Raw genomic sequence first — 18,220 nt, forward strand, 5'->3', positions numbered from 1 at the left:
CGAATATTTTTCACTGATGCTGCGTTGGCCGCTCTTGTAAACTCAGTCACATACTTATGTATGCTCCTTCATTTACTGCGCTTGCCGCCTTGCCTCAGCGTAAAATCTTTCGTTTCCGCTAATTCTTTATCCGGTAAACAATGCTGAAAATTCTTCTCTGGTCTCTCAACCAAAACGCCTCTGGCGTTGTAAGGTTAAGCCTCACGGGTCATTAGTACCGGTTCTAGCTAGCTAGCGGCATCGGGCCGTCAGTCGCAGCAACAACCAGGATTGCGCCATCCATCTGAGCAGCACCGGTGATCATGTTTTTCACATAGTCGGCGTGGCCCGGGCAGTCAACGTGCGCGTAGTGGCGAGTCGGGGTTTCGTACTCAACGTGTGAAGTGTTGATGGTGATACCACGAGCCTTCTCTTCCGGCGCGTTGTCGATCTGGTCAAATGCACGAGCCTGGCCGCCGTAGGTTTTTAGCCAGTAACGGTGGTGATCGCAGCAGTCAGAGTGGTTTTACCGTGGTCAACGTGACCGATGGTGCCCACGTTTACGTGCAGTTTGTTACGTTGAAATTGCTCTTTCGCCATGGCGATAATCCTTACTGTTATGCCTCTATCAACGATAGAGGCATCTGTTCACAATTTTTAAACCGTAGCCTTATTTGCCACGAGCTTCAATAACGGCCTGAGCGACGTTGTTCGGCGCATCATCGTACTTCAGGAACTCCATGGAGTAAGAAGCACGGCCTTTGGTCAGAGAACGCAGTTGGGTTGCGTATCCGAACATTTCAGACAGCGGAACCTCAGCGTGAATCTCAACGCCAGTAGCGTTAGATTCCTGCCCTTTAAGCATACCACGACGTCTGCTCAGGTCACCGATAACGTCACCGGTGTGCTCTTCCGGAGTCTCTACTTCAACCTTCATGATCGGCTCAAGCAGAACAGGTTTCGCTTGCTTAAAGCCTTGTTTGAAGGCGATAGAAGCAGCCAGTTTAAATGCCAGCTCTGAGGAGTCGACATCATGGTAAGAACCGAAGTGCAGACGCACACCCAGGTCTACTACCGGATAACCAGCCAGCGGACCAGATTTCAGCTGCTCCTGGATGCCTTTATCAACGGCAGGGATGTATTCACCAGGAATCACACCACCTTTAATGTCGTTGATGAATTCGTAACCTTTCGGGTTCGAACCAGGCTCCAGCGGGTACATGTCGATCACAACGTGACCGTACTGACCACGACCACCAGACTGTTTCGCGTGTTTACCTTCAACATCGGTAACTTTCGCGCGGATCGCTTCACGGTAAGCAACCTGAGGTTTACCTACGTTCGCTTCAACGTTGAATTCACGCTTCATGCGGTCAACGATGATGTCGAGGTGCAGCTCACCCATACCAGCGATGATAGTCTGGTTAGACTCTTCGTCAGTCCATACGCGGAATGACGGGTCTTCTTTCGCCAGACGACCCAGAGCCAGACCCATTTTTTCCTGGTCAGCTTTGGTTTTCGGCTCAACAGCGATAGAAATTACCGGCTCAGGGAACTCCATACGCTCCAGAATGATCACGTTGTTCGGATCACACAGAGTGTCACCGGTGATAACGTCTTTCAGACCGATAGCAGCGGCGATGTCACCTGCACGAACTTCGCTGATCTCTTCACGTTTGTTGGCGTGCATCTGAACGATACGGCCAAAACGCTCACGTGCAGATTTCACTGAGTTCAGTACGGTGTCACCGGAGTTAACCACACCAGAGTACACGCGGAAGAACGTCAGGTTACCAACGAACGGGTCAGTTGCGATTTTGAACGCCAGAGCAGAGAACGGCTCGTCATCACTTGCGTGACGCTCAGCCGGGGTGTCTTTGCCATCGTCCAGCATGCCGTTGATTGCAGGTACGTCGGTCGGAGCCGGCAGGTACTCAACAACTGCATCCAGCATCGCCTGAACACCTTTGTTCTTAAATGCAGAACCACAGGTAACCAGGATGATTTCGTTGTTCAGAACGCGCTTACGCAGAGCAGATTTGATCTCTTCTTCAGACAGCTCTTCGCCACCAAAGAATTTCTCCATCAGCTCGTCAGAAGCTTCAGCAGCAGACTCGATCAGTTTCTGGCGCCATTCTTCAGCCAGTTCCTGCATGTTAGCCGGGATATCTTCGTAAACGAAGGTAACGCCCTGATCTTCATCGTTCCAGTTGATGGCTTTCATTTTGATCAGGTCAACAACACCGGTGAAGTGCTCTTCTGCGCCGATAGCCAGCTGCAGAGGTACCGGAGTCGCGCCCAGACGGCTTTCAATCTGGCCTACAACTTTCAGGAAGTTTGCACCCATGCGGTCCATTTTGTTAACGAACGCAATGCGTGGAACTTTATATTTGTTAGCCTGACGCCATACGGTTTCAGACTGCGGCTGCACGCCACCTACTGCACAGTAAACCATTACTGCGCCGTCGAGCACACGCATGGAACGTTCTACTTCGATGGTGAAGTCAACGTGTCCCGGGGTGTCGATGATGTTGATGCGGTGCGGCTCAAACTGCTTAGCCATACCAGACCAGAATGCGGTAGTCGCTGCAGAGGTGATAGTAATACCACGCTCCTGCTCCTGGGCCATCCAGTCCATGGTCGCTGCGCCATCATGCACTTCACCGATTTTGTGGTTAACACCGGTGTAGAACAGGATACGTTCGGTAGTAGTAGTTTTACCGGCGTCAATGTGTGCGCTGATACCGATGTTACGGTAGCGCGCAATGGGTGTTGTACGAGCCATTTGATTCCTCTGATTCTCGGACGTTCAAAGTTAGTCGACCCCAGCGGGTTGGCTGTTCGAGCGCCCGCTGGTTTAACAACAACTACGTGGTAATTACCAGCGGTAGTGTGCGAACGCCTTGTTGGCTTCTGCCATACGGTGAACGTCTTCACGTTTCTTAACTGCAGTACCTTTGTTTTCTGCAGCGTCAGAAAGTTCGTTCGCCAGGCGCAGAGCCATAGATTTATCACCGCGTTTACGAGCAGCATCTACGATCCAACGCATTGCCAGAGCATTACGACGGACCGGACGGACTTCAACTGGAACCTGATAAGTTGAACCACCAACACGGCGAGACTTAACTTCTACAGTCGGGCGCACGTTTTCGAGGGCAACATCAAAAGCTTCCAGGGCGTTTTTACCAGAACGTTGAGCCAGGGTCTCAAGAGCGGTATAAACGATTGATTCTGCAGTTGATTTTTTACCATCAACCATCAGGATATTTACAAATTTAGCCAGCAGCTCTGATCCGAACTTAGGATCCGGCAGAATTTTACGCTGACCAATGACGCGACGACGTGGCATGGAAATACTCCGTTGTTAATTCAGGATTGTCCAAAACTCTACGAGTTTAGTTTGACATTTAAGTTAAAACGTTTGGCCTTACTTAACGGAGAACCATTAAGCCTTTGGCTTCTTCACACCATACTTGGAGCGAGCCTGCTTACGGTCTTTAACACCTGAGCAGTCCAGCGCGCCACGAACGGTGTGGTAACGCACACCTGGCAGGTCTTTAACACGACCGCCACGGATCAGGATCACGGAGTGCTCCTGCAGGTTGTGACCTTCACCACCGATGTAGGAAGTCACTTCGAAACCGTTGGTCAGACGCACACGGCATACTTTACGCAGCGCTGAGTTAGGTTTTTTCGGGGTGGTGGTGTACACACGAGTACAAACACCACGTTTTTGCGGGCAAGCTTCCAGCGCCGGCACGTTGCTCTTTGCAACTTTGCGGACGCGTGGTTTGCGAACCAGCTGGTTAACTGTTGCCATTAAATAGCTCCTGGATTTGCTTTAGCTTTTGCTTCGTAAACACGTAATAAATCGCCTCGTATTACTACGAGGAGGCAGAATTTTAGGGCTGTGTCAAAAGGGTGTCAAGAAATAACCAGGTTTAAGCGCATTACCAGGCTATTTGTTGTTGGTGCTTCGCCGTTAAAGCAACGAATTCAGTATAGTCCACACAGGGTAGACTGGTCGAAATTTGCGCAGTCAGGCCGCGTGCCACCACATCTTCCCGCAGTACCGACACCGTGGCCGGGGAATTGAGAAGCTTTTTAAGCATGGTACTGCCTGACAAAGCTGCCGTGACACCATCCTGTAGCAACAGCAGATCGTCTTCCTTCTGCAACAGCATCAGTAAGGTGTCGATATCGCATTGCCAGGGTGAATGCATGAGCGTGTACAGCATGATTGGGTCTCAGAAACGAATGATACGGTGATAAGTCGCCAGTTTCTGGCGCAGGGTTAGCGCATCCAATACCGAAGCCGCCATCACACGCGGTGACGTCGCATCCAGCCCTCGCGCTAGCAGCGACTCTTCGCAGACAAAGCATTGATCGATATCGTACAGCGCCAGCACGCCAAAAGTGGCGATATAGTTGCGTGCAAGAATCGGCTCAGGTTGTTGATGACAATTCAGTTGCAGCACGCCATCGCCAATAAAAAACAATGCAACATCCTCACTGAGGGCTGCCGTGGCCAGCACGGCATCCAGCCCTTCCCTGCCAGCACTGCTGCCATGGGGCGATTGGGTAAAGAGAAAAGCGACAGAATTCATCAGAATTGCACCAGACGGTCACAGGTGAGCGCCGCTTCCGCCAATGCGCCCAGCCCGCTTAAAACAAAGCCAGCTTGCAGGTTGCTGCCCGCCAGCTGCAATCGTGCCGCTTCCTGAGCGTCCGTGACGCCACGCCGCAAGGCTGCCGCCACACAGATATTCAACGCCACACCATGCACCTGATGCAGCTGCTGCCACTCACGCACCAGATCCACTTCATCACTGGCCGGAGCGGTAAGCTGATTCGCGTTGAGGACCCCTTCACGATAGAAAAATACGCTTTCCAGCTGATGCCCGGCCTGTAGCAACGCCCGGGCAAACAGCAACGCGCTGCTGGCATGTTGTGTCCCATAAGCCGGACCGGTTACCAGCAAGGTATAGCGCATTAACGATCCTGACCCTGAAAGTCGCCGCTCTTGAACTGACGAATATAGAGATACACCGTGTGCTTAGAAATGTTGAGGCGATCGGCAACCTGGTTAATCGCATCTTTAATATCGAAAATCCCCTTCTCATACAGATTGAGGACCACCTGGCGATTCTTGGCGTTGTTCGACACGTTGCGATCGGCACTCACTTCCTCAATGGTGAACTCCAGCGTCTGCGTCACCAGGTCTTCAACCGAACTGGCAAAGTTCACATTGGAATCGACCTGCTGCATCTCTGGCGGCATAAAAGTCGACATAATCTGCGAGAACGGCACATCAAGGTTCATATTGATACACAGCAGGCCAATCACCCGCTGCTGGCGATTGCGAATCGCAATCGTGACCGACTTCATCAGCACGCCACTTTTGGCGCGGGTAAAGTAGGCTTTTGAGACATTGCTATCTGCACCGTGCATATCGTGCAGCATGCGCAGTGCCAGGTCGGTTATCGGCGATCCCACTTTACGTCCGGTGTGCTCGCCATTCGCGATGCGCACCGCAGAGCATTTTAAATCTTCCAGCGAATGCAACACGATTTCACAGTGTGAACCAATCAGCATCGCCAGGCCATCGACCACGGCCTCGTAAGATTTCAGAATATCGTAGTCTGCTTGCTCAAACGGACGTTGCTCCAGTAAATCGAAGTCAGTCAGTTCACCGGGATTGAATGGATTAGACATCGAAGACATCACCCTAAATGGCTGGAGCCTGTCACGGCAGCTCTGGGGCAGACTCATTTTTGATAGTAGTTGTTGTGCAGGCGTTAGTCTGGCAAATGTCGAGTGCTTATGCCAGAGCTTTGTCATACGGCGGAAATGAAACCGCCGCCCCGGAGGGCGGCGGCTGGCAGATTACTGCGCTTTCTTATCAGCAGCGGCCGGAGCCTGAGTTTTCTCATCGGCTTTCGGCGCCGGTTTGATATCGAGCAGCTCAACATCAAACACCAGCGTAGAGTTAGCCGGAATACCCGGCACGCCGTTTTTACCGTAAGCCAGTTGCGGTGGAATGACCAGCTTGATCTTACCGCCTTTCTTCACGTGCTTCAGGCCTTCAGTCCAGCCTGGGATAACGCCATCCAGACGGAACGACAGCGGCTCGCCACGGGTGTAGGAGTTGTCGAACTCGGTACCATCAATCAGCGTACCTTTGTAGTTCACAACCACAGTGTCGCTGTCTTTCGGCGCGTCACCGGTGCCTTCTTTCTCAACCTGATAGAGCAGGCCAGATTCAGTTTTCTTCACGCCTTTTTCTTTGGCGAATTTGTCAGCAAAAGCAGTGCCTTTATCGGCGTTCTCTTTCGCGTCTTTTTCCATCTTCGCCTGAGCAGCGCCTTTCACGCGGCCTTCAAATGCCTGCAGGGTTTGCTCAATCTCTTCATCAGAGAGTTTGCTCTTACCGCCAAATGCGTCCTGAACACCAGCGATCAGCTGTTGTTTGTCCAGTTTGATACCCAGTTTCTCTTGTTCCTTCAGAGAGTTGTCCATGTAGCGACCCAGGGAGGCGCCCAGCGCATAGGCTGATTGCTGGTCTTCATTTTTGAAGGCAGCATTTTTCGGTGCCTGCGGCGCTGCCTGAGCAGCATCTGCCGGTGCCGGTGCAGTGGTAGCTTCTGCTGCCATTGCCAGCGGCGCGTTCAGCACGACAGCCATAGTGGTAGCTAACAATGTGACTTTAAACAGTGATTTCATCCTTTCTCCAAAACCGAAGCCTCTCGCTCCGGGAATCATTGCGGACTGTGGCCCACACTATAACTTTACGTGGCAGCGGCGAACACTCCCACAACGTAATAATCCGGTCAACCTCTGACCTTTTTTGCATCAGGAAGTTTCATCAGAGATGGTGGCATAATGTCCCTATTCAAGCATCCTGGCTAATTCTGGTGAAAAATCGGGTTATTCTGCAGCAAAAGCCTTAGAATCCCGGCCGACACGCGAGAAGCACCGTAATTCGAGGAGTGGTGATGCAACAATCAGAATGGGAACAACGCCTTGAGGCACTGGAGAGCAAACTGGCTTTTCAGGAACATACCATTGATCAACTCAATCAGACGGTGGTTCAGCATGAACTGGAGATGAGCAAACTGCGTGAGCATGTCCGGCTACTGGTTGATAAGGTTAAGGCCGCCGCGCCGTCCATGATTGCGTCGCAATCGGAAGAGACGCCACCCCCGCACTACTAAAGAAAAGGCCACCGCGAGGGTGGCCTTGATTCTTAGTGGTTACAACCGCAACCGCCGTGGCCGCCGCAGCCGCCTTTACCGTGTTCATGACCGTGGTCATGGTCGTGGTCGTGATCATGGTCATGACCGTGCTCACCGTGAACGTGGCCGTGCGCCAGTTCTTCCGGAGTTGCTTCACGAATCGCCACCACTTCCACGTTGAAGTTCAGGTTCTGACCCGCCAGCATGTGGTTACCATCAACCACCACGTGCTCGTCTTCCACTTCGGTGATTTCAACCGGTACCGGACCCTGATCGGTTTCTGCCAGGAAGCGCATGCCAACCTGCAGCTCGTCAACGCCCATAAATACGTCTTTCGGTACACGCTGCACCAGGTTGTCATCATACTGACCGTAAGCGTCGTTTGCCGGGATATGCACGTCAAACTTGTCACCTACTGCATGATTTTCCAGTGCTTTTTCCAGACCAGAAATCAGGGAACCATGGCCGTGCAGATAGTCCAACGGTGCGCTCACCGGTGACTCGTCAACCAACACACCGTCTTCGGTACGAACCTGATACGCCAGGCTCACCACCAGGTCTTTTGCTACTTTCATGATATCTCCTAACCGTTGAGAACTGCGAATCCCGTCTCATTGGTCCATTTTTGCGAGCAAAAACACCAACCAGAAAGGTTCAAGACTGAGGATGCTGACAACGCAATGCCGCATTCTGCTCAGCGTTAATGGCGCCGATTGTAGCGGAATTCAATCCCGCTGTAAGTTTAAGCTTAAAAAAAGCTGCACCCTTGCGCTACTCGGGATGAAAAATGCCGATCACCTGTTCCTGACTGCGAACCTGATCGCGCACCTGTTTATCCGCTTCACGCATCTGATGGCCGCACTTCACGCACTCCACCACATCCACATTGTTTTCACGCCACATGGCCAGCGTGTCTTTCTGCTGACAGTGCGGGCATACCGCACCGGCAATAAAACGTTTACGCATACTATTTCCTGCCCGTCATCAACGGATAAGGTAAGTGTAGTTACTCATCATCCCAGCCATCAAACTGACGCTTTTCATGCTGCATTTCGCGCTGGAAGATATCCTCCAGTTCGCGACGCGCCTCACGCACGCGTGAAACCGTTGCGCTATCCGTCTGGTTGGGCACCAGTTCACGCAGCATACGCATATCCAGACGGCGGAAATGATGCTGGGCTCGTTGCGCCTGGTGTGGGTGCATCCCCAGCGAGATCAGCGCCTTGCGTCCCAGCTCCAGCGCACTGGAGAAAGTTTCACGCGAGAACAGCGTCACACCGGCCTGAATCAGTTCATGGGCTTCCACACGACCACGCGCCCGCGCGAGAATCTGCAACTGCGGGAAATGCTGCTGGCAGAGATGCACAATCGTCATGGCATCTTCCGGTTCGTTACAGGTAATGACGATGGATTGTGCCGTCGCCGCTCCCGCCGCGCGCAACAGCTCCAGCTCAGTCGCATCACCATAGTAAACCTTGTAGCCATATTTACGCATCAGGCTAACGGCTGAGATATCGCGCTCCAGCACCGTGATACGCTTGTTATTCGCCATCAGTAAACGGCCAACCACCTGGCCGAAACGACCAAAGCCCACCACAATCACCTGCGGCTGATCATCTTCGACAAACGGCTTCTCGCTGTTGTCATCCGGTTCATTAAAGCGACGTGCCAGCAGACGATCAATGCCCTGCATCAACAGCGGTGTGGTCATCATCGACAACGTCACGGTCACCAGCAGCAGCGGCAATTGATCGCCGCTGAACAGCTTTGCCGAGGCCGCGGCCGAAAACAGCACGAAGGCAAATTCCCCGCCCTGGCTGAGTACCCCGGCGAACTGCTGGCGCTCCGAACTGCGCAGACCATAAACCCGCGCCAGCACATACAGCACCAGGATTTTCACCACCACCAGAATCACCACACCAAGCACGATTTCGAGGATGTGGGTGTAGAGCACGCCGAGATTCAGCGCCATACCGACGGAGATAAAGAACAGCCCCAGCAGCAGCCCTTTGAAGGGTTCGATCGCCACTTCCAGTTCATGGCGATACTCACTTTCCGCCAGCAGGATACCGGCGATAAAGGTCCCCAGTGCCATCGACAGACCGAGCGCATCCATAAACAATGCAGAGCCAAGTACCAGCAGCAGCGAGGCCGCGGTAAAGACTTCGCGCACGCCGGAGGCGGCAATAAAGCGGAAAATGGGTCGCAGCAGAAAACGGCCACCAATCAGCATTCCGGCAAATGCCAGCACCTTCATACCGACTTTCAGCCAGTCCACATGACCGCTGTCACCTCCTCCCGCCAGCAGTGGCACCAGCGCCAGCGCCGGGATCACCGCTAAATCCTGGAACAACAGCACCGAGAAACCCAGCTGCCCGGCTTCGCTGCGATTCATGCCTTTATCACGCATCAATTGCAGCGCCATCGCCGTCGAGGACATTGCCAGGCCGATACCGCCAATCACTGCCGCCTGCCAGGAGAAATCCGTCAGCCACAACAGCACCCCGAGAATCGCGGCAGAGATCAGCACCTGAGCCGCACCCACGCCAAAAATCGACCGCCGCAGCGCCCAGAGTTTTGCCGGGTTCAGTTCCAGGCCAATGATAAACATCAGGAATACTACGCCGAGTTCAGAGAAGTGCAGAATCTCGTCCACGTCGCTGATAAAACCCAATCCCCACGGCCCGATGGCAATACCCGCCAGCAGATATCCCAGTACCGCGCCGATGCCCAGTCGTGCCGCAATCGGAACGATCAGCACCGCCGCCACCAGATAGATGACACCGGCAGTAAGCAGCGTTTGTCCTTCCATTACACACCTCCCTGCGGCAGCGGTGACGAGAGCCAGTCGCTGTAGGCCTGAGCAAAATGACGCAACACCTCCGGCGTCTGGCGTCGCGCCCAGTAAATCACCATCGGCGTCATCCAATGCATTCGGCACATCTGCGCCGTCAGCTCAAATGGCCGCATGATGTCGCTCAACGGGTAGCGATTGAGGCCATGCTGGTGATAGGCGGTTTCCGGTTCGCCGGTGGTGACGACGCTGCGCCAGTACTTCCCCTCCAGCGCATTGCCATCCACGCCACTGGCGAATCCGCGTGACAGCACCCGGTCCAGCCACTCTTTCAACAGCGCCGGGCAGCTGTAGGTATACAGCGGATGCTGGAAAACCACGATTTGGTGTTCGCGCAGCAGTTGTTGCTCGTAGTGAATATCAATAAAGAAATCCGGATAGTGGGCGTATAAATCGTGTACCGTGACGTGGTCCAGTTCCATAGCCGACTGCAGCAAAACCCGATTGGCAATCGAATCCTGTGATTCCGGATGGGCGTAAAGCAGCAGGATTTTGGGTGGCTGCGACATCGTTCCCCTCCAAAGCAAAGCATCGTCACAGCGCAGGAATTCCGCTACCATGCTCGACGCAACTAAACAGTTCATCTAATTATGTTGCCAGTAAATTAACATATTCTGACGATACGGCGCTTATGATTGTCTTTTCCTCGTTACAAATTCGCCGCGGCACCAACGTGCTGCTGGATAATGCTACCGCAACCATCAACCCCGGCCAGAAAGTGGGCCTGGTGGGCAAAAACGGCTGCGGCAAATCCACGCTGCTGTCGCTGCTCAAAGGTGAAATGAGCAGTGATGCCGGTAGCGCCACCTTCCCTGGTAACTGGGCGCTGGCCTGGGTCAATCAGGAAACCCCGGCGCTGAGTAAAGCCGCGCTGGAATATGTTATCGACGGCGACCGCGAATATCGTCAGCTGGAATCTGAATTAGCCGATGCCAACGCGCGTAACGATGGCAACGCCATCGCGTTGCTGCACGGCAAGCTGGATGCGATCCAGGCCTGGAGTATCCCGGCACGCGCCTCCAGCCTGCTGCACGGTCTCGGTTTCTCCCAGGAGCAGCTCCAGCGCCCGGTCAGCGACTTCTCCGGCGGCTGGCGCATGCGCCTCAACCTCGCGCAGGCGCTGGTGTGCCGTTCTGATTTGCTGCTGCTCGATGAACCGACTAACCACCTCGATCTCGATGCAGTGATCTGGCTGGAGCGCTGGTTAAAAAGCTACGAAGGCACGCTGATCCTGATTTCGCATGACCGCGACTTTCTCGATCCGGTGGTGGATAAGATCATCCACATCGAACAACAGACGATGTTTGAATACACCGGCAACTACAGTTCGTTCGAGCGTCAGCGCGTCGCCAAACTGGCGCAGCAGCAGGCGCTGTATCAAAGCCAGCAGGAGAAAGTGGCGCACCTGCAAAGCTATATCGATCGTTTCCGCGCTCAGGCTACCAAGGCGAAACAAGCACAGAGCCGTATCAAGATGCTGGAGCGCATGGAACTGATTGCGCCCGCGCACGTTGATAACCCGTTCAGCTTCAGCTTCCGTGCACCAGAAAGCCTGCCCAATCCATTACTGAAAATGGAGAAAGTGACCGCAGGCTACGGTGACCGCATTATTCTCGACGCCATCAAACTTAACCTGGTACCCGGCTCACGTATTGGCCTGCTGGGGCGCAACGGCGCGGGTAAATCCACCTTAATCAAACTGCTGGCAGGCGAGTTAACCCCGCTGGCGGGTGAAATTGGGCTGGCGAAAGGGATCAAGCTGGGTTACTTCGCCCAGCACCAGCTGGAATTCCTGCGTGCTGACGAGTCGCCGTTGCAGCATCTGGCACGTCTTGCGCCGAAAACGCTGGAGCAGCAGTTACGCGATTACCTTGGCGGCTTTGGCTTCCAGGGCGATAAAGTCAGCGAAGTAACCGAACGTTTCTCCGGTGGCGAGAAGGCACGTCTGGTGCTGGCGTTGATTGTCTGGCAGCGTCCGAACCTGCTGCTGCTCGATGAACCCACTAACCATCTCGATCTCGATATGCGCCAGGCACTGACCGAGGCGCTGATTGATTTTGAAGGTGCGCTGGTGGTGGTCTCGCATGACCGCCATTTGCTGCGCGCCACGACCGATGATTTGTACCTGGTACACGATCGCAAAGTGGATATCTTCGAAGGGGATCTTGAGGATTATCAGCAGTGGCTGAGCGACCTGCAAAAACAGCAGGCGCAGCAGGATGCCGCACCAAAGCAGGAGAGCGGTAACAGCGCCCAGGCACGTAAAGATCAGAAGCGTCGTGATGCGGAACTGCGCGCGCAAACCCAGCCGTTGCGTAAAGAGATTGAGAAGCTTGAGAAACAGATGGCGAAGTGGCAGAGCCAGCTAAGCGAAGCCGAGCAGCTACTGTCCGACAGCGCCATTTACGACCAAAGCCGCAAAGCGGATCTGACTGCCGCGCTGCAACGTCAGGCCGAAAGTAAATCGGCGCTGGAAGAAGCGGAAATGGCCTGGCTGGATGCCCAGGAGCAGCTGGAGCAGCTGCTGGCGGCACCATAACAGCCTATTTCGTAGCGGCACGATTTATCGTGCGTTTTTTGCCCCGGTAAAGGTCAAAAGAGCGCGATAAATCGCGCCGCTACGACTCAGAGTAGCTAAAACGTTCGTAGTGGGCGTTTAAACCGGGATATCTCCCAGAATAGTCGCACGATGCATCACCCGGCGCGCCGGATAATAATCCGCATTGGCATAATGCTGTGTCACGCGGTTATCCCAAATCGCCACATCATTCTCCTGCCAGCGCCAGCGCACCTGAAACTCGGGTTTGGTGATATGTGCAAACAGGAAACCGAGCAGCGCCGCACTCTCCTTCTCACTTAGCCCAACCAGCCGCGTGGTAAATGATTCGTTGACGAACAACGCCTTGCGACCGCTGACCGGATGGGTACGGATCACCGGATGCAGCACCGGCGGGTGCTTCGCCACCGCCTGTTGCCAGCGCTGATGTTCTTCAGCGGTTTTGCGATATTTAAATTCCTGGAATGCTTTTTTGAAGTCATGCTCCGCCTGCAATCCTGCCAGCAAGGTTTTAAACGGTTCGGATAACGCTTCATACGCCGCAATGCCGCTGGCCCACAGCGTATCGCCGCCGCTTTCCGGCAGCAATTTGGCCGCCAGAATGGCTATCGCCGGAGGGGTCTCGATAAAGGTCACATCGGTGTGCCAGCTATCGCTATCGGGCGGGTTGTCCTGATGGGTATCCAGCACGATGATCTCCTCCACCCCGGCGGCATGGGGATAGACCGGGTGGATATGTAAATCACCAAAGCGCACTGCCAGCGCACGCTGCTGCTCGGGCGTGATCACCTGATGACGCAGGAACAACACCTGATGGCGCAGCAGGCCATGATAAAGCTGTTCAAATTGCGCATCGCTCAGCGGGCGGCTGAGATCGACATCACTCACCTGCGCACCGATATACGGCCCCAGCGCGCTGAAAGTCACACGTTCGTTCATTGCTGTTCTCCATTCCAGGGCGTCAGGCGGCGCTGCAAGGCGCGCAGACCCAGTTCTAAACTAAAAGCGATCAACGCAATCACCGCGATACCTGCCAGCACCACATCCGTTGCCAGAAACTCGCCCGCCGACTGCACCATAAAACCCAGCCCACGCGTAGCGGCGATCAGTTCGGCTGCCACCAGCGTTGACCAGCCGACGCCGAGACCAATACGCAAGCCCGTGAGAATTTCCGGTAACGCGCCCGGCAGAATCACCCAGCGCAGCAGTTGCCAGCGTGTAGCCCCAAGCGCCTGTGCCGCGCGGATACGTACCTGCTGGGCGTTTTTCACGCCCGCCAGTGTCGATAAGGTGACTGGCGCGAAGATCGCCAGATAAATCAGTAAGATTTTTGAGGTTTCGCCGATGCCGAACCAGAGCACCATCAGCGGCAGATAAGCCAGCGGCGGCACCGGTCGATAGAGTTCAATCAGGGGATCGAGCAGGCCACGAATCGCCGGACTCAGTCCCATGGCGATCCCCACCGGGATGCCAATCAGTGCAGCGAAGAACAGCGCCACCAGCATACGCGTCAGGCTGGCACCGAGATGCTGCCACAGCGTGGCATCCATAAAGCCCTGTGGACCGGCAATCAGCAGCAGCTTTTTCAGCACCAGCTGCGGCGGCGGCAGAAACAGCGGCGCAATCAAGCCCAGCGTTGTCACTCCCCACCACACCAGCAGCAGCACCGCCACGCTTAACAGGCTGAGAGACAGCTGGCGCGAAAAGGGCCAGCGCAGATTCCGGCGGCGCGCCGCACGCGCTTTATCATCAATTAACGCACTCATGCGAACGCCTCCCGCTGAGCAAACACCTGGTTCAACACGTATTCGCGCCGTTCAATAAATGCGGGATCGGATTTGATACTGCGGCAGGGCTCACCGTCGGCAAAACGCTGCCCAAAATCGAGCTTCAGTCGTTCCACGACCCGCCCAGGTCCGGGCGACAGCAGCACCAGTTCACTGGCGAGAAACACCGCTTCTTCGATATCGTGGGTAATCAGCAGGATCTGTTTGCCGGTATCGCGCCACAGCGTCAGCAGCAGGGCTTGCATCTGCTCACGGGTAAAAGCATCGAGCGCACCGAAGGGTTCATCTAACAGCAGCAGCTGAGGGTCAGCCGCCAGCGCACGGGCAATGCCCACGCGCTGACGTTGCCCCCCAGAGAGCTGCCAGATAAAACGCTTTTCCGCACCTTCCAGCCCCACCTTGCCCAGCAGACGTCGGGCAATGGCATGACGTTCGGCTTTTGCCATCCCGGTCAGTTGCAAACCAAAGGCGACGTTGTCGATCACATTGCGCCACGGCAGCAGTCCTTCGTTCTGAAACACCACGCCGCGTTCGGCACCCGGCCCGTTCACCGGCTTGCCATCCAGCGTGATGCTGCCGGATTCCAGCGGCAGAAAACCGGCAATCAGATTGAGCAACGTGGTTTTGCCACACCCGGATGGTCCCAGCACCACCAGCAGTTCACGCTGATCCAGTTGCAGGTTGATGTCCTGCAACGCAGGTTGTCCGGCGTAACGCGCATTAAGATGAGTGATGCTGAGCATAAGGGCCTCCGGTTATTTCACTAAGGGAGCAACGAAACGGGTGGTGACAAAGCCGCTGTAATCACTGGCCGCATCCGGTACCTTGCCCTGCTCTTTCAGGAAATGCGCGGTATCGACAATCGCCTGATTGACAGGCTTACCAAGCTGCTCAACCTGCTGCTGGGCAGTGAGATAGGTGTTGCCCTGCACCAGCCCCGGCACCTGGCCTTCCGGCACCCCGCTCAGACGCGACAGCTTGCTCAGGTTGTCCGGCTGTTGCAGCCACTGTTGCGGGTTGTCGATATAGGCTTTCTGCGCCTCCAGCGCGCTGCGGGCAAACGCCGTGACGATATCGGGGTGCTGCTGCGCAAAATCTTTACGCACCACCCACACATCCAGCGTCGGTGCGCCCCATTTGCCGACTTGTGAGGAGTCGGTCAGCACTTTGCCATCCTTTTCCAGTTCATTGACGGCCGGTGCCCAGACGTAAGCGCCGTCGATATCGCCACGCTGCCAGGCGGCAATTATTGCGGGCGGTTGCAGGTTAACCAGCTGCACGTCAGTAGGTTTGATGCCCCAGTGCTTCAGCGCGGCCAGCAGGCTGTAGTGGGTGGTGGAGATAAAGGGGACGGCGATACGTTTGCCGATCAGGTCTTTGGGGTTGCTGATGGATTTCTTCACCACCAGCGCCTCGGAATTACCGAGTTGCGATGCTAACAGGAAGGCTTCAATCGGCAGTTGCTGTGTGGCGGCCACCGCCAGCGGGCTGGAGCCGATATTGCCAATCTGCACGTCGCCGGAAGCCAGGGCGCGCAGCACGCTGGCCCCGCTATCGAACTTTCGCCAGTCAACGCTGGCTCCGCTCTCTTTGGCAAAGGTGTTATCGGCCTGTGCCACCTTGGCCGGTTCCGCCGAGGTCTGATAGGCCACCGTGACGCTAACCGCCTCGGCCTGGAAGGTCAGCAACGCCAGCGCTGCGGCTAACGTGGTTATGGTTTTCTTCACTGCCATCATCTTGAACCCCAATATTTTTATGTTGGGTGCAGTGTCGCCAGCAGCAATGGTTTCATAAAGGAATTAAAAATTATCCCTAATGAAAATCGGTTCTTAGATCAACATCGGGCAAGGCTATGCGCAAACAGCAAAAAGGCGCGTTGCCGCGCCTCGGGTTTACTCAGTGCCAAATCAACAGCACACAGGCTGCGGTCAGAATCCCCATCGCCAGGTTAAAGATTTTCCACGCCCGCGGGCTGCGCAGCAGACGGCCGATGATCGAACCAAACCCCATCCAGATCACCCCGGAGACCACGTTGACCAGCGCCATACCGATGCTGATGGCCACCACGGAATGCAGATAAGCGGCACCGGCCAGGCTAAAGCTGGCAACCGCACCCAGCGCCATCAGCCAGGCTTTCGGGTTAATCAGTTGCAGCAACCCTCCCTGCCAGAACGGCGTCGGTACCGGGGGTGCCGCATCCGTGTCCAGTTTCTCATACTCGGCGGTAGCAATTTTCCACGCCAGCCACAGCAGATACAGGCTACCGGCAATTTTAAGAACCAGATGAAGGGAAGGATAGAGTAGGATGAGACCACCCACGCCAAAGGCCACCATCAGCAGCATCACTTGCATACCGATCATGATGCCGATTAACAATGAAAAGGTACGCAGAAAGCCAAAGTTGGCAGCGGAGGCGGTAAGTAACATATTATTAGGCCCTGGCGTGATCGCAGCGACCCAGAGAAAGCCCAGCATTGATAAAAACAGACTTAGTTCCATGTTGATTCGGGTGCTCCTCACCCAGGAAAGCCAAAAACCCATCGAAACTATCAGCGAGATATGCATCAGACAAGCGTTTACCACAGTAATTTTGATTCCCCGCCCGGCGAGACTTTCATCCCGCTGAGTGGCTTTCGCAATCCGCATCTGCAAACCCTGCTCCCGCGCCTGCTGCGGCGGCGTGTCACCCTGCGTCCGCACTGGCAGCGTCTTGATTTGCCGGATGGTGATTTCGTCGATCTCGCGTGGAGTGAAGATCCGGTGCAGGCCGCCCATAAACCGCGCATGGTCCTGTTTCACGGCTTAGAGGGAAGTTTCCACAGCCCCTATGCCCACGGGTTGATGCAGGCATGCCAGGCGCGTGGCTGGCTGGCGGTGGTGATGCACTTTCGCGGTTGCAGTGGCGAACCCAATCGTCTGCATCGTATTTACCATTCCGGCGAAACGGAAGACGCGAGCTATTTCCTGCGCTGGCTGAGGCGTGAATGGGGCACCGTACCGACCACCGCCGTGGGCGTCTCGCTCGGCGCGAATATGCTGGCGTGCCTCGCCGGGATAGAGGGCAGTGATGCGCCTTTTGATGCCGCCGTGGCTATCTCGGCCCCGCTGCTGCTGGAGCCGTGCAGCCAGAAACTGGAGAACGGTTTCTCACGCTTTTATCAGCATTATTTGCTGACGCAGCTGAAAAAAAATGCGAAGCGCAAGCTGCGCGCCTGGCCCGGTACCTTGCCGGTGGATTTACGCCAGCTACGCACCCTGCGGCGTCTACGTGACTTTGACGATGCCGTCACCTCACGGGCGCACGGATTTATCGATGCGGGAGATTATTATCACCGCGCCAGCGCCATGCCGCACTTAATCAATGTCCGTAAGCCGCTGCTGATCATTCACGCCAAAGACGATCCCTTTATGACTGACGCGGTGATCCCGCAGCCGGAGCAGCTGTCCTCGTCAATTGAATACCAATTGACGCAGCAAGGCGGCCACGTTGGTTTTGTCGGCGGGACATTGCTGCGCCCGCAAATGTGGCTGGAGCAACGCGTGCCACAGTGGTTATCAACTTATCTGGATATGTGATCGTGATTATACCGTGGCAACAACTCGACCCCGAAACGCTGGAAAACCTGATTGAAGCCTTTGTATTACGCGAAGGCACCGACTACGGTGAACAGGAGCGCAGTCTGGCGCAGAAAGTCGCCGATGTGCGCCGCCAGCTGGAGCGTGGCGAGGCGGTCCTGGTGTGGTCGGAACTGCACGAAACCGTCAATATCATGGCGCGCGGTGAATTTCGCGGCTAATGCACATCCCG

21 protein-coding genes and 1 pseudogene are annotated in these 18,220 nt (G+C 55.2%); 4 read left to right on the top strand and 18 right to left on the bottom strand.

From position 1 onward, the window contains the following. Window positions 1-235: 235 nt before the first annotated feature. From HA50_RS18995 to fkpA, 9 genes and pseudogenes are all read right to left on the bottom strand, one after another. Window positions 236-579 (bottom strand): annotated as a pseudogene (locus tag HA50_RS18995) (GTP-binding protein); the annotation flags it as partial. Between the two features lie 70 nt (window positions 580-649). Beyond that, on the bottom strand, window positions 650-2,764 hold the full coding sequence (gene fusA, locus HA50_RS19000) for an elongation factor G (RefSeq protein ID WP_084877346.1): 2,115 nt from the start codon (window positions 2,762-2,764) through the stop codon (window positions 650-652). A 93-nt stretch (window positions 2,765-2,857) separates the two neighbouring features. Next, window positions 2,858-3,328, bottom strand: a complete 471-nt coding sequence (gene rpsG, locus HA50_RS19005; RefSeq protein WP_084877349.1) for a 30S ribosomal protein S7 — start codon at window positions 3,326-3,328, stop codon at window positions 2,858-2,860. A gap of 96 nt (window positions 3,329-3,424) precedes the next feature. Then, window positions 3,425-3,799 carry a 30S ribosomal protein S12 gene (rpsL, locus tag HA50_RS19010; protein ID WP_003852912.1) on the bottom strand — a complete coding sequence of 125 codons (375 nt, stop codon included), beginning with the start codon at window positions 3,797-3,799 and terminating at the stop codon, window positions 3,425-3,427. Between the two features lie 130 nt (window positions 3,800-3,929). Next, window positions 3,930-4,217: a sulfurtransferase complex subunit TusB gene (gene tusB, locus HA50_RS19015; protein WP_084877352.1), complete on the bottom strand. Its 288-nt coding sequence runs from the start codon at window positions 4,215-4,217 to the stop codon at window positions 3,930-3,932. Between the two features lie 9 nt (window positions 4,218-4,226). Further along, window positions 4,227-4,586: a sulfurtransferase complex subunit TusC gene (tusC, locus tag HA50_RS19020; RefSeq protein WP_084877355.1), complete on the bottom strand. Its 360-nt coding sequence runs from the start codon at window positions 4,584-4,586 to the stop codon at window positions 4,227-4,229. After that, window positions 4,586-4,972: a sulfurtransferase complex subunit TusD gene (gene tusD, locus HA50_RS19025; protein ID WP_084877358.1), complete on the bottom strand. Its 387-nt coding sequence runs from the start codon at window positions 4,970-4,972 to the stop codon at window positions 4,586-4,588. Before tusD ends, tusC begins: the two co-directional genes overlap by 1 nt. After that, window positions 4,972-5,694 (bottom strand): helix-turn-helix transcriptional regulator, encoded by a 723-nt coding sequence (locus tag HA50_RS19030; RefSeq protein WP_084877361.1) that lies wholly within the window; start codon window positions 5,692-5,694, stop codon window positions 4,972-4,974. Before HA50_RS19030 ends, tusD begins: the two co-directional genes overlap by 1 nt. A gap of 171 nt (window positions 5,695-5,865) precedes the next feature. Continuing rightward, on the bottom strand, window positions 5,866-6,702 hold the full coding sequence (fkpA, locus tag HA50_RS19035) for an FKBP-type peptidyl-prolyl cis-trans isomerase (protein ID WP_084877363.1): 837 nt from the start codon (window positions 6,700-6,702) through the stop codon (window positions 5,866-5,868). 272 nt (window positions 6,703-6,974) lie between these two features. Between fkpA and HA50_RS19040 the strand changes: the two genes are divergently transcribed. Next, the gene (locus HA50_RS19040; protein WP_084877366.1) at window positions 6,975-7,193 is read left to right on the top strand and encodes a protein SlyX; all 219 of its coding nucleotides are present in this window, start codon (window positions 6,975-6,977) and stop codon (window positions 7,191-7,193) included. A 32-nt stretch (window positions 7,194-7,225) separates the two neighbouring features. Here HA50_RS19040 and slyD read toward each other — a convergent pair whose 3' ends face one another. The 4 genes from slyD to kefG form a co-directional block, all read right to left on the bottom strand. Then, window positions 7,226-7,789 carry a peptidylprolyl isomerase gene (slyD, locus tag HA50_RS19045; protein ID WP_084877369.1) on the bottom strand — a complete coding sequence of 188 codons (564 nt, stop codon included), beginning with the start codon at window positions 7,787-7,789 and terminating at the stop codon, window positions 7,226-7,228. 196 nt (window positions 7,790-7,985) lie between these two features. Beyond that, complete coding sequence (locus tag HA50_RS19050; protein WP_013510782.1) at window positions 7,986-8,180, bottom strand: YheV family putative zinc ribbon protein; 195 nt, start codon at window positions 8,178-8,180, stop codon at window positions 7,986-7,988. A 40-nt stretch (window positions 8,181-8,220) separates the two neighbouring features. After that, entirely contained in the window at window positions 8,221-10,026 is a 1,806-nt protein-coding gene (gene kefB, locus HA50_RS19055; RefSeq protein ID WP_084877371.1) for a glutathione-regulated potassium-efflux system protein KefB, read from the bottom strand. Beyond that, window positions 10,026-10,577: a glutathione-regulated potassium-efflux system ancillary protein KefG gene (gene kefG / locus HA50_RS19060; RefSeq protein ID WP_084877374.1), complete on the bottom strand. Its 552-nt coding sequence runs from the start codon at window positions 10,575-10,577 to the stop codon at window positions 10,026-10,028. Before kefG ends, kefB begins: the two co-directional genes overlap by 1 nt. 122 nt (window positions 10,578-10,699) lie before the next feature. Between kefG and HA50_RS19065 the strand changes: the two genes are divergently transcribed. Further along, window positions 10,700-12,607, top strand: a complete 1,908-nt coding sequence (locus HA50_RS19065; RefSeq protein WP_084877376.1) for an ABC transporter ATP-binding protein — start codon at window positions 10,700-10,702, stop codon at window positions 12,605-12,607. A 117-nt stretch (window positions 12,608-12,724) separates the two neighbouring features. On the opposite strand, the gene tauD is transcribed toward HA50_RS19065, so the two are convergent. The 5 genes from tauD to HA50_RS19090 form a co-directional block, all read right to left on the bottom strand. After that, window positions 12,725-13,564 (bottom strand): taurine dioxygenase, encoded by an 840-nt coding sequence (gene tauD, locus HA50_RS19070; protein WP_084877379.1) that lies wholly within the window; start codon window positions 13,562-13,564, stop codon window positions 12,725-12,727. Further along, the gene (gene tauC / locus HA50_RS19075) at window positions 13,561-14,391 is read right to left on the bottom strand and encodes a taurine ABC transporter permease TauC (protein ID WP_084877383.1); all 831 of its coding nucleotides are present in this window, start codon (window positions 14,389-14,391) and stop codon (window positions 13,561-13,563) included. The genes tauD and tauC overlap by 4 nt, the downstream gene beginning before the upstream one ends. After that, entirely contained in the window at window positions 14,388-15,155 is a 768-nt protein-coding gene (gene tauB, locus HA50_RS19080) for a taurine ABC transporter ATP-binding subunit (RefSeq protein ID WP_084877386.1), read from the bottom strand. The genes tauC and tauB overlap by 4 nt, the downstream gene beginning before the upstream one ends. 12 nt (window positions 15,156-15,167) lie before the next feature. After that, window positions 15,168-16,148, bottom strand: a complete 981-nt coding sequence (gene tauA, locus HA50_RS19085) for a taurine ABC transporter substrate-binding protein (RefSeq protein WP_084877388.1) — start codon at window positions 16,146-16,148, stop codon at window positions 15,168-15,170. A 160-nt stretch (window positions 16,149-16,308) separates the two neighbouring features. Next, entirely contained in the window at window positions 16,309-16,911 is a 603-nt protein-coding gene (locus HA50_RS19090; RefSeq protein WP_084877391.1) for a LysE family translocator, read from the bottom strand. Window positions 16,912-16,971: 60 nt separating this feature from the next. Here HA50_RS19090 and HA50_RS19095 point away from each other — a divergent pair, with 60 nt between their 5' ends. Both HA50_RS19095 and HA50_RS19100 read left to right on the top strand, forming a co-directional pair. Continuing rightward, window positions 16,972-17,988, top strand: coding sequence for a hydrolase (locus HA50_RS19095; protein ID WP_084877394.1), 1,017 nt, complete (start codon window positions 16,972-16,974; stop codon window positions 17,986-17,988). A 2-nt stretch (window positions 17,989-17,990) separates the two neighbouring features. Then, window positions 17,991-18,209 carry a YheU family protein gene (locus HA50_RS19100; protein ID WP_084878611.1) on the top strand — a complete coding sequence of 73 codons (219 nt, stop codon included), beginning with the start codon at window positions 17,991-17,993 and terminating at the stop codon, window positions 18,207-18,209. Window positions 18,210-18,220: the final 11 nt, after the last annotated feature.

It is taken from the genome of Pantoea cypripedii (assembly GCF_002095535.1).
In the GTDB taxonomy this organism is placed as follows: domain Bacteria; phylum Pseudomonadota; class Gammaproteobacteria; order Enterobacterales; family Enterobacteriaceae; genus Pantoea; species Pantoea cypripedii.

Bases quoted from the DNA above. Each gene is read 5' to 3' on its own strand.
- kefB (WP_084877371.1), bottom strand. From the start codon at position 10,026: ATGGAAGGACAAACGCTGCTTACTGCCGGTGTCATCTATCTGGTGGCG.
- HA50_RS19065 (WP_084877376.1), top strand. From the start codon at position 10,700: ATGATTGTCTTTTCCTCGTTACAAATTCGCCGCGGCACCAACGTGCTG.
- tusB (WP_084877352.1), bottom strand. From the start codon at position 4,217: ATGCTGTACACGCTCATGCATTCACCCTGGCAATGCGATATCGACACC.
- tauA (WP_084877388.1), bottom strand. From the start codon at position 16,148: ATGATGGCAGTGAAGAAAACCATAACCACGTTAGCCGCAGCGCTGGCG.
- fkpA (WP_084877363.1), bottom strand. From the start codon at position 6,702: ATGAAATCACTGTTTAAAGTCACATTGTTAGCTACCACTATGGCTGTC.
- HA50_RS19040 (WP_084877366.1), top strand. From the start codon at position 6,975: ATGCAACAATCAGAATGGGAACAACGCCTTGAGGCACTGGAGAGCAAA.
- slyD (WP_084877369.1), bottom strand. From the start codon at position 7,789: ATGAAAGTAGCAAAAGACCTGGTGGTGAGCCTGGCGTATCAGGTTCGT.
- HA50_RS19030 (WP_084877361.1), bottom strand. From the start codon at position 5,694: ATGTCTAATCCATTCAATCCCGGTGAACTGACTGACTTCGATTTACTG.
- tauC (WP_084877383.1), bottom strand. From the start codon at position 14,391: ATGAGTGCGTTAATTGATGATAAAGCGCGTGCGGCGCGCCGCCGGAAT.
- tauB (WP_084877386.1), bottom strand. From the start codon at position 15,155: ATGCTCAGCATCACTCATCTTAATGCGCGTTACGCCGGACAACCTGCG.
- tusC (WP_084877355.1), bottom strand. From the start codon at position 4,586: ATGAATTCTGTCGCTTTTCTCTTTACCCAATCGCCCCATGGCAGCAGT.
- HA50_RS19090 (WP_084877391.1), bottom strand. From the start codon at position 16,911: ATGGAACTAAGTCTGTTTTTATCAATGCTGGGCTTTCTCTGGGTCGCT.
- HA50_RS19095 (WP_084877394.1), top strand. From the start codon at position 16,972: ATGCATCAGACAAGCGTTTACCACAGTAATTTTGATTCCCCGCCCGGC.
- fusA (WP_084877346.1), bottom strand. From the start codon at position 2,764: ATGGCTCGTACAACACCCATTGCGCGCTACCGTAACATCGGTATCAGC.
- rpsG (WP_084877349.1), bottom strand. From the start codon at position 3,328: ATGCCACGTCGTCGCGTCATTGGTCAGCGTAAAATTCTGCCGGATCCT.
- tusD (WP_084877358.1), bottom strand. From the start codon at position 4,972: ATGCGCTATACCTTGCTGGTAACCGGTCCGGCTTATGGGACACAACAT.
- kefG (WP_084877374.1), bottom strand. From the start codon at position 10,577: ATGTCGCAGCCACCCAAAATCCTGCTGCTTTACGCCCATCCGGAATCA.
- rpsL (WP_003852912.1), bottom strand. From the start codon at position 3,799: ATGGCAACAGTTAACCAGCTGGTTCGCAAACCACGCGTCCGCAAAGTT.
- tauD (WP_084877379.1), bottom strand. From the start codon at position 13,564: ATGAACGAACGTGTGACTTTCAGCGCGCTGGGGCCGTATATCGGTGCG.
- HA50_RS19050 (WP_013510782.1), bottom strand. From the start codon at position 8,180: ATGCGTAAACGTTTTATTGCCGGTGCGGTATGCCCGCACTGTCAGCAG.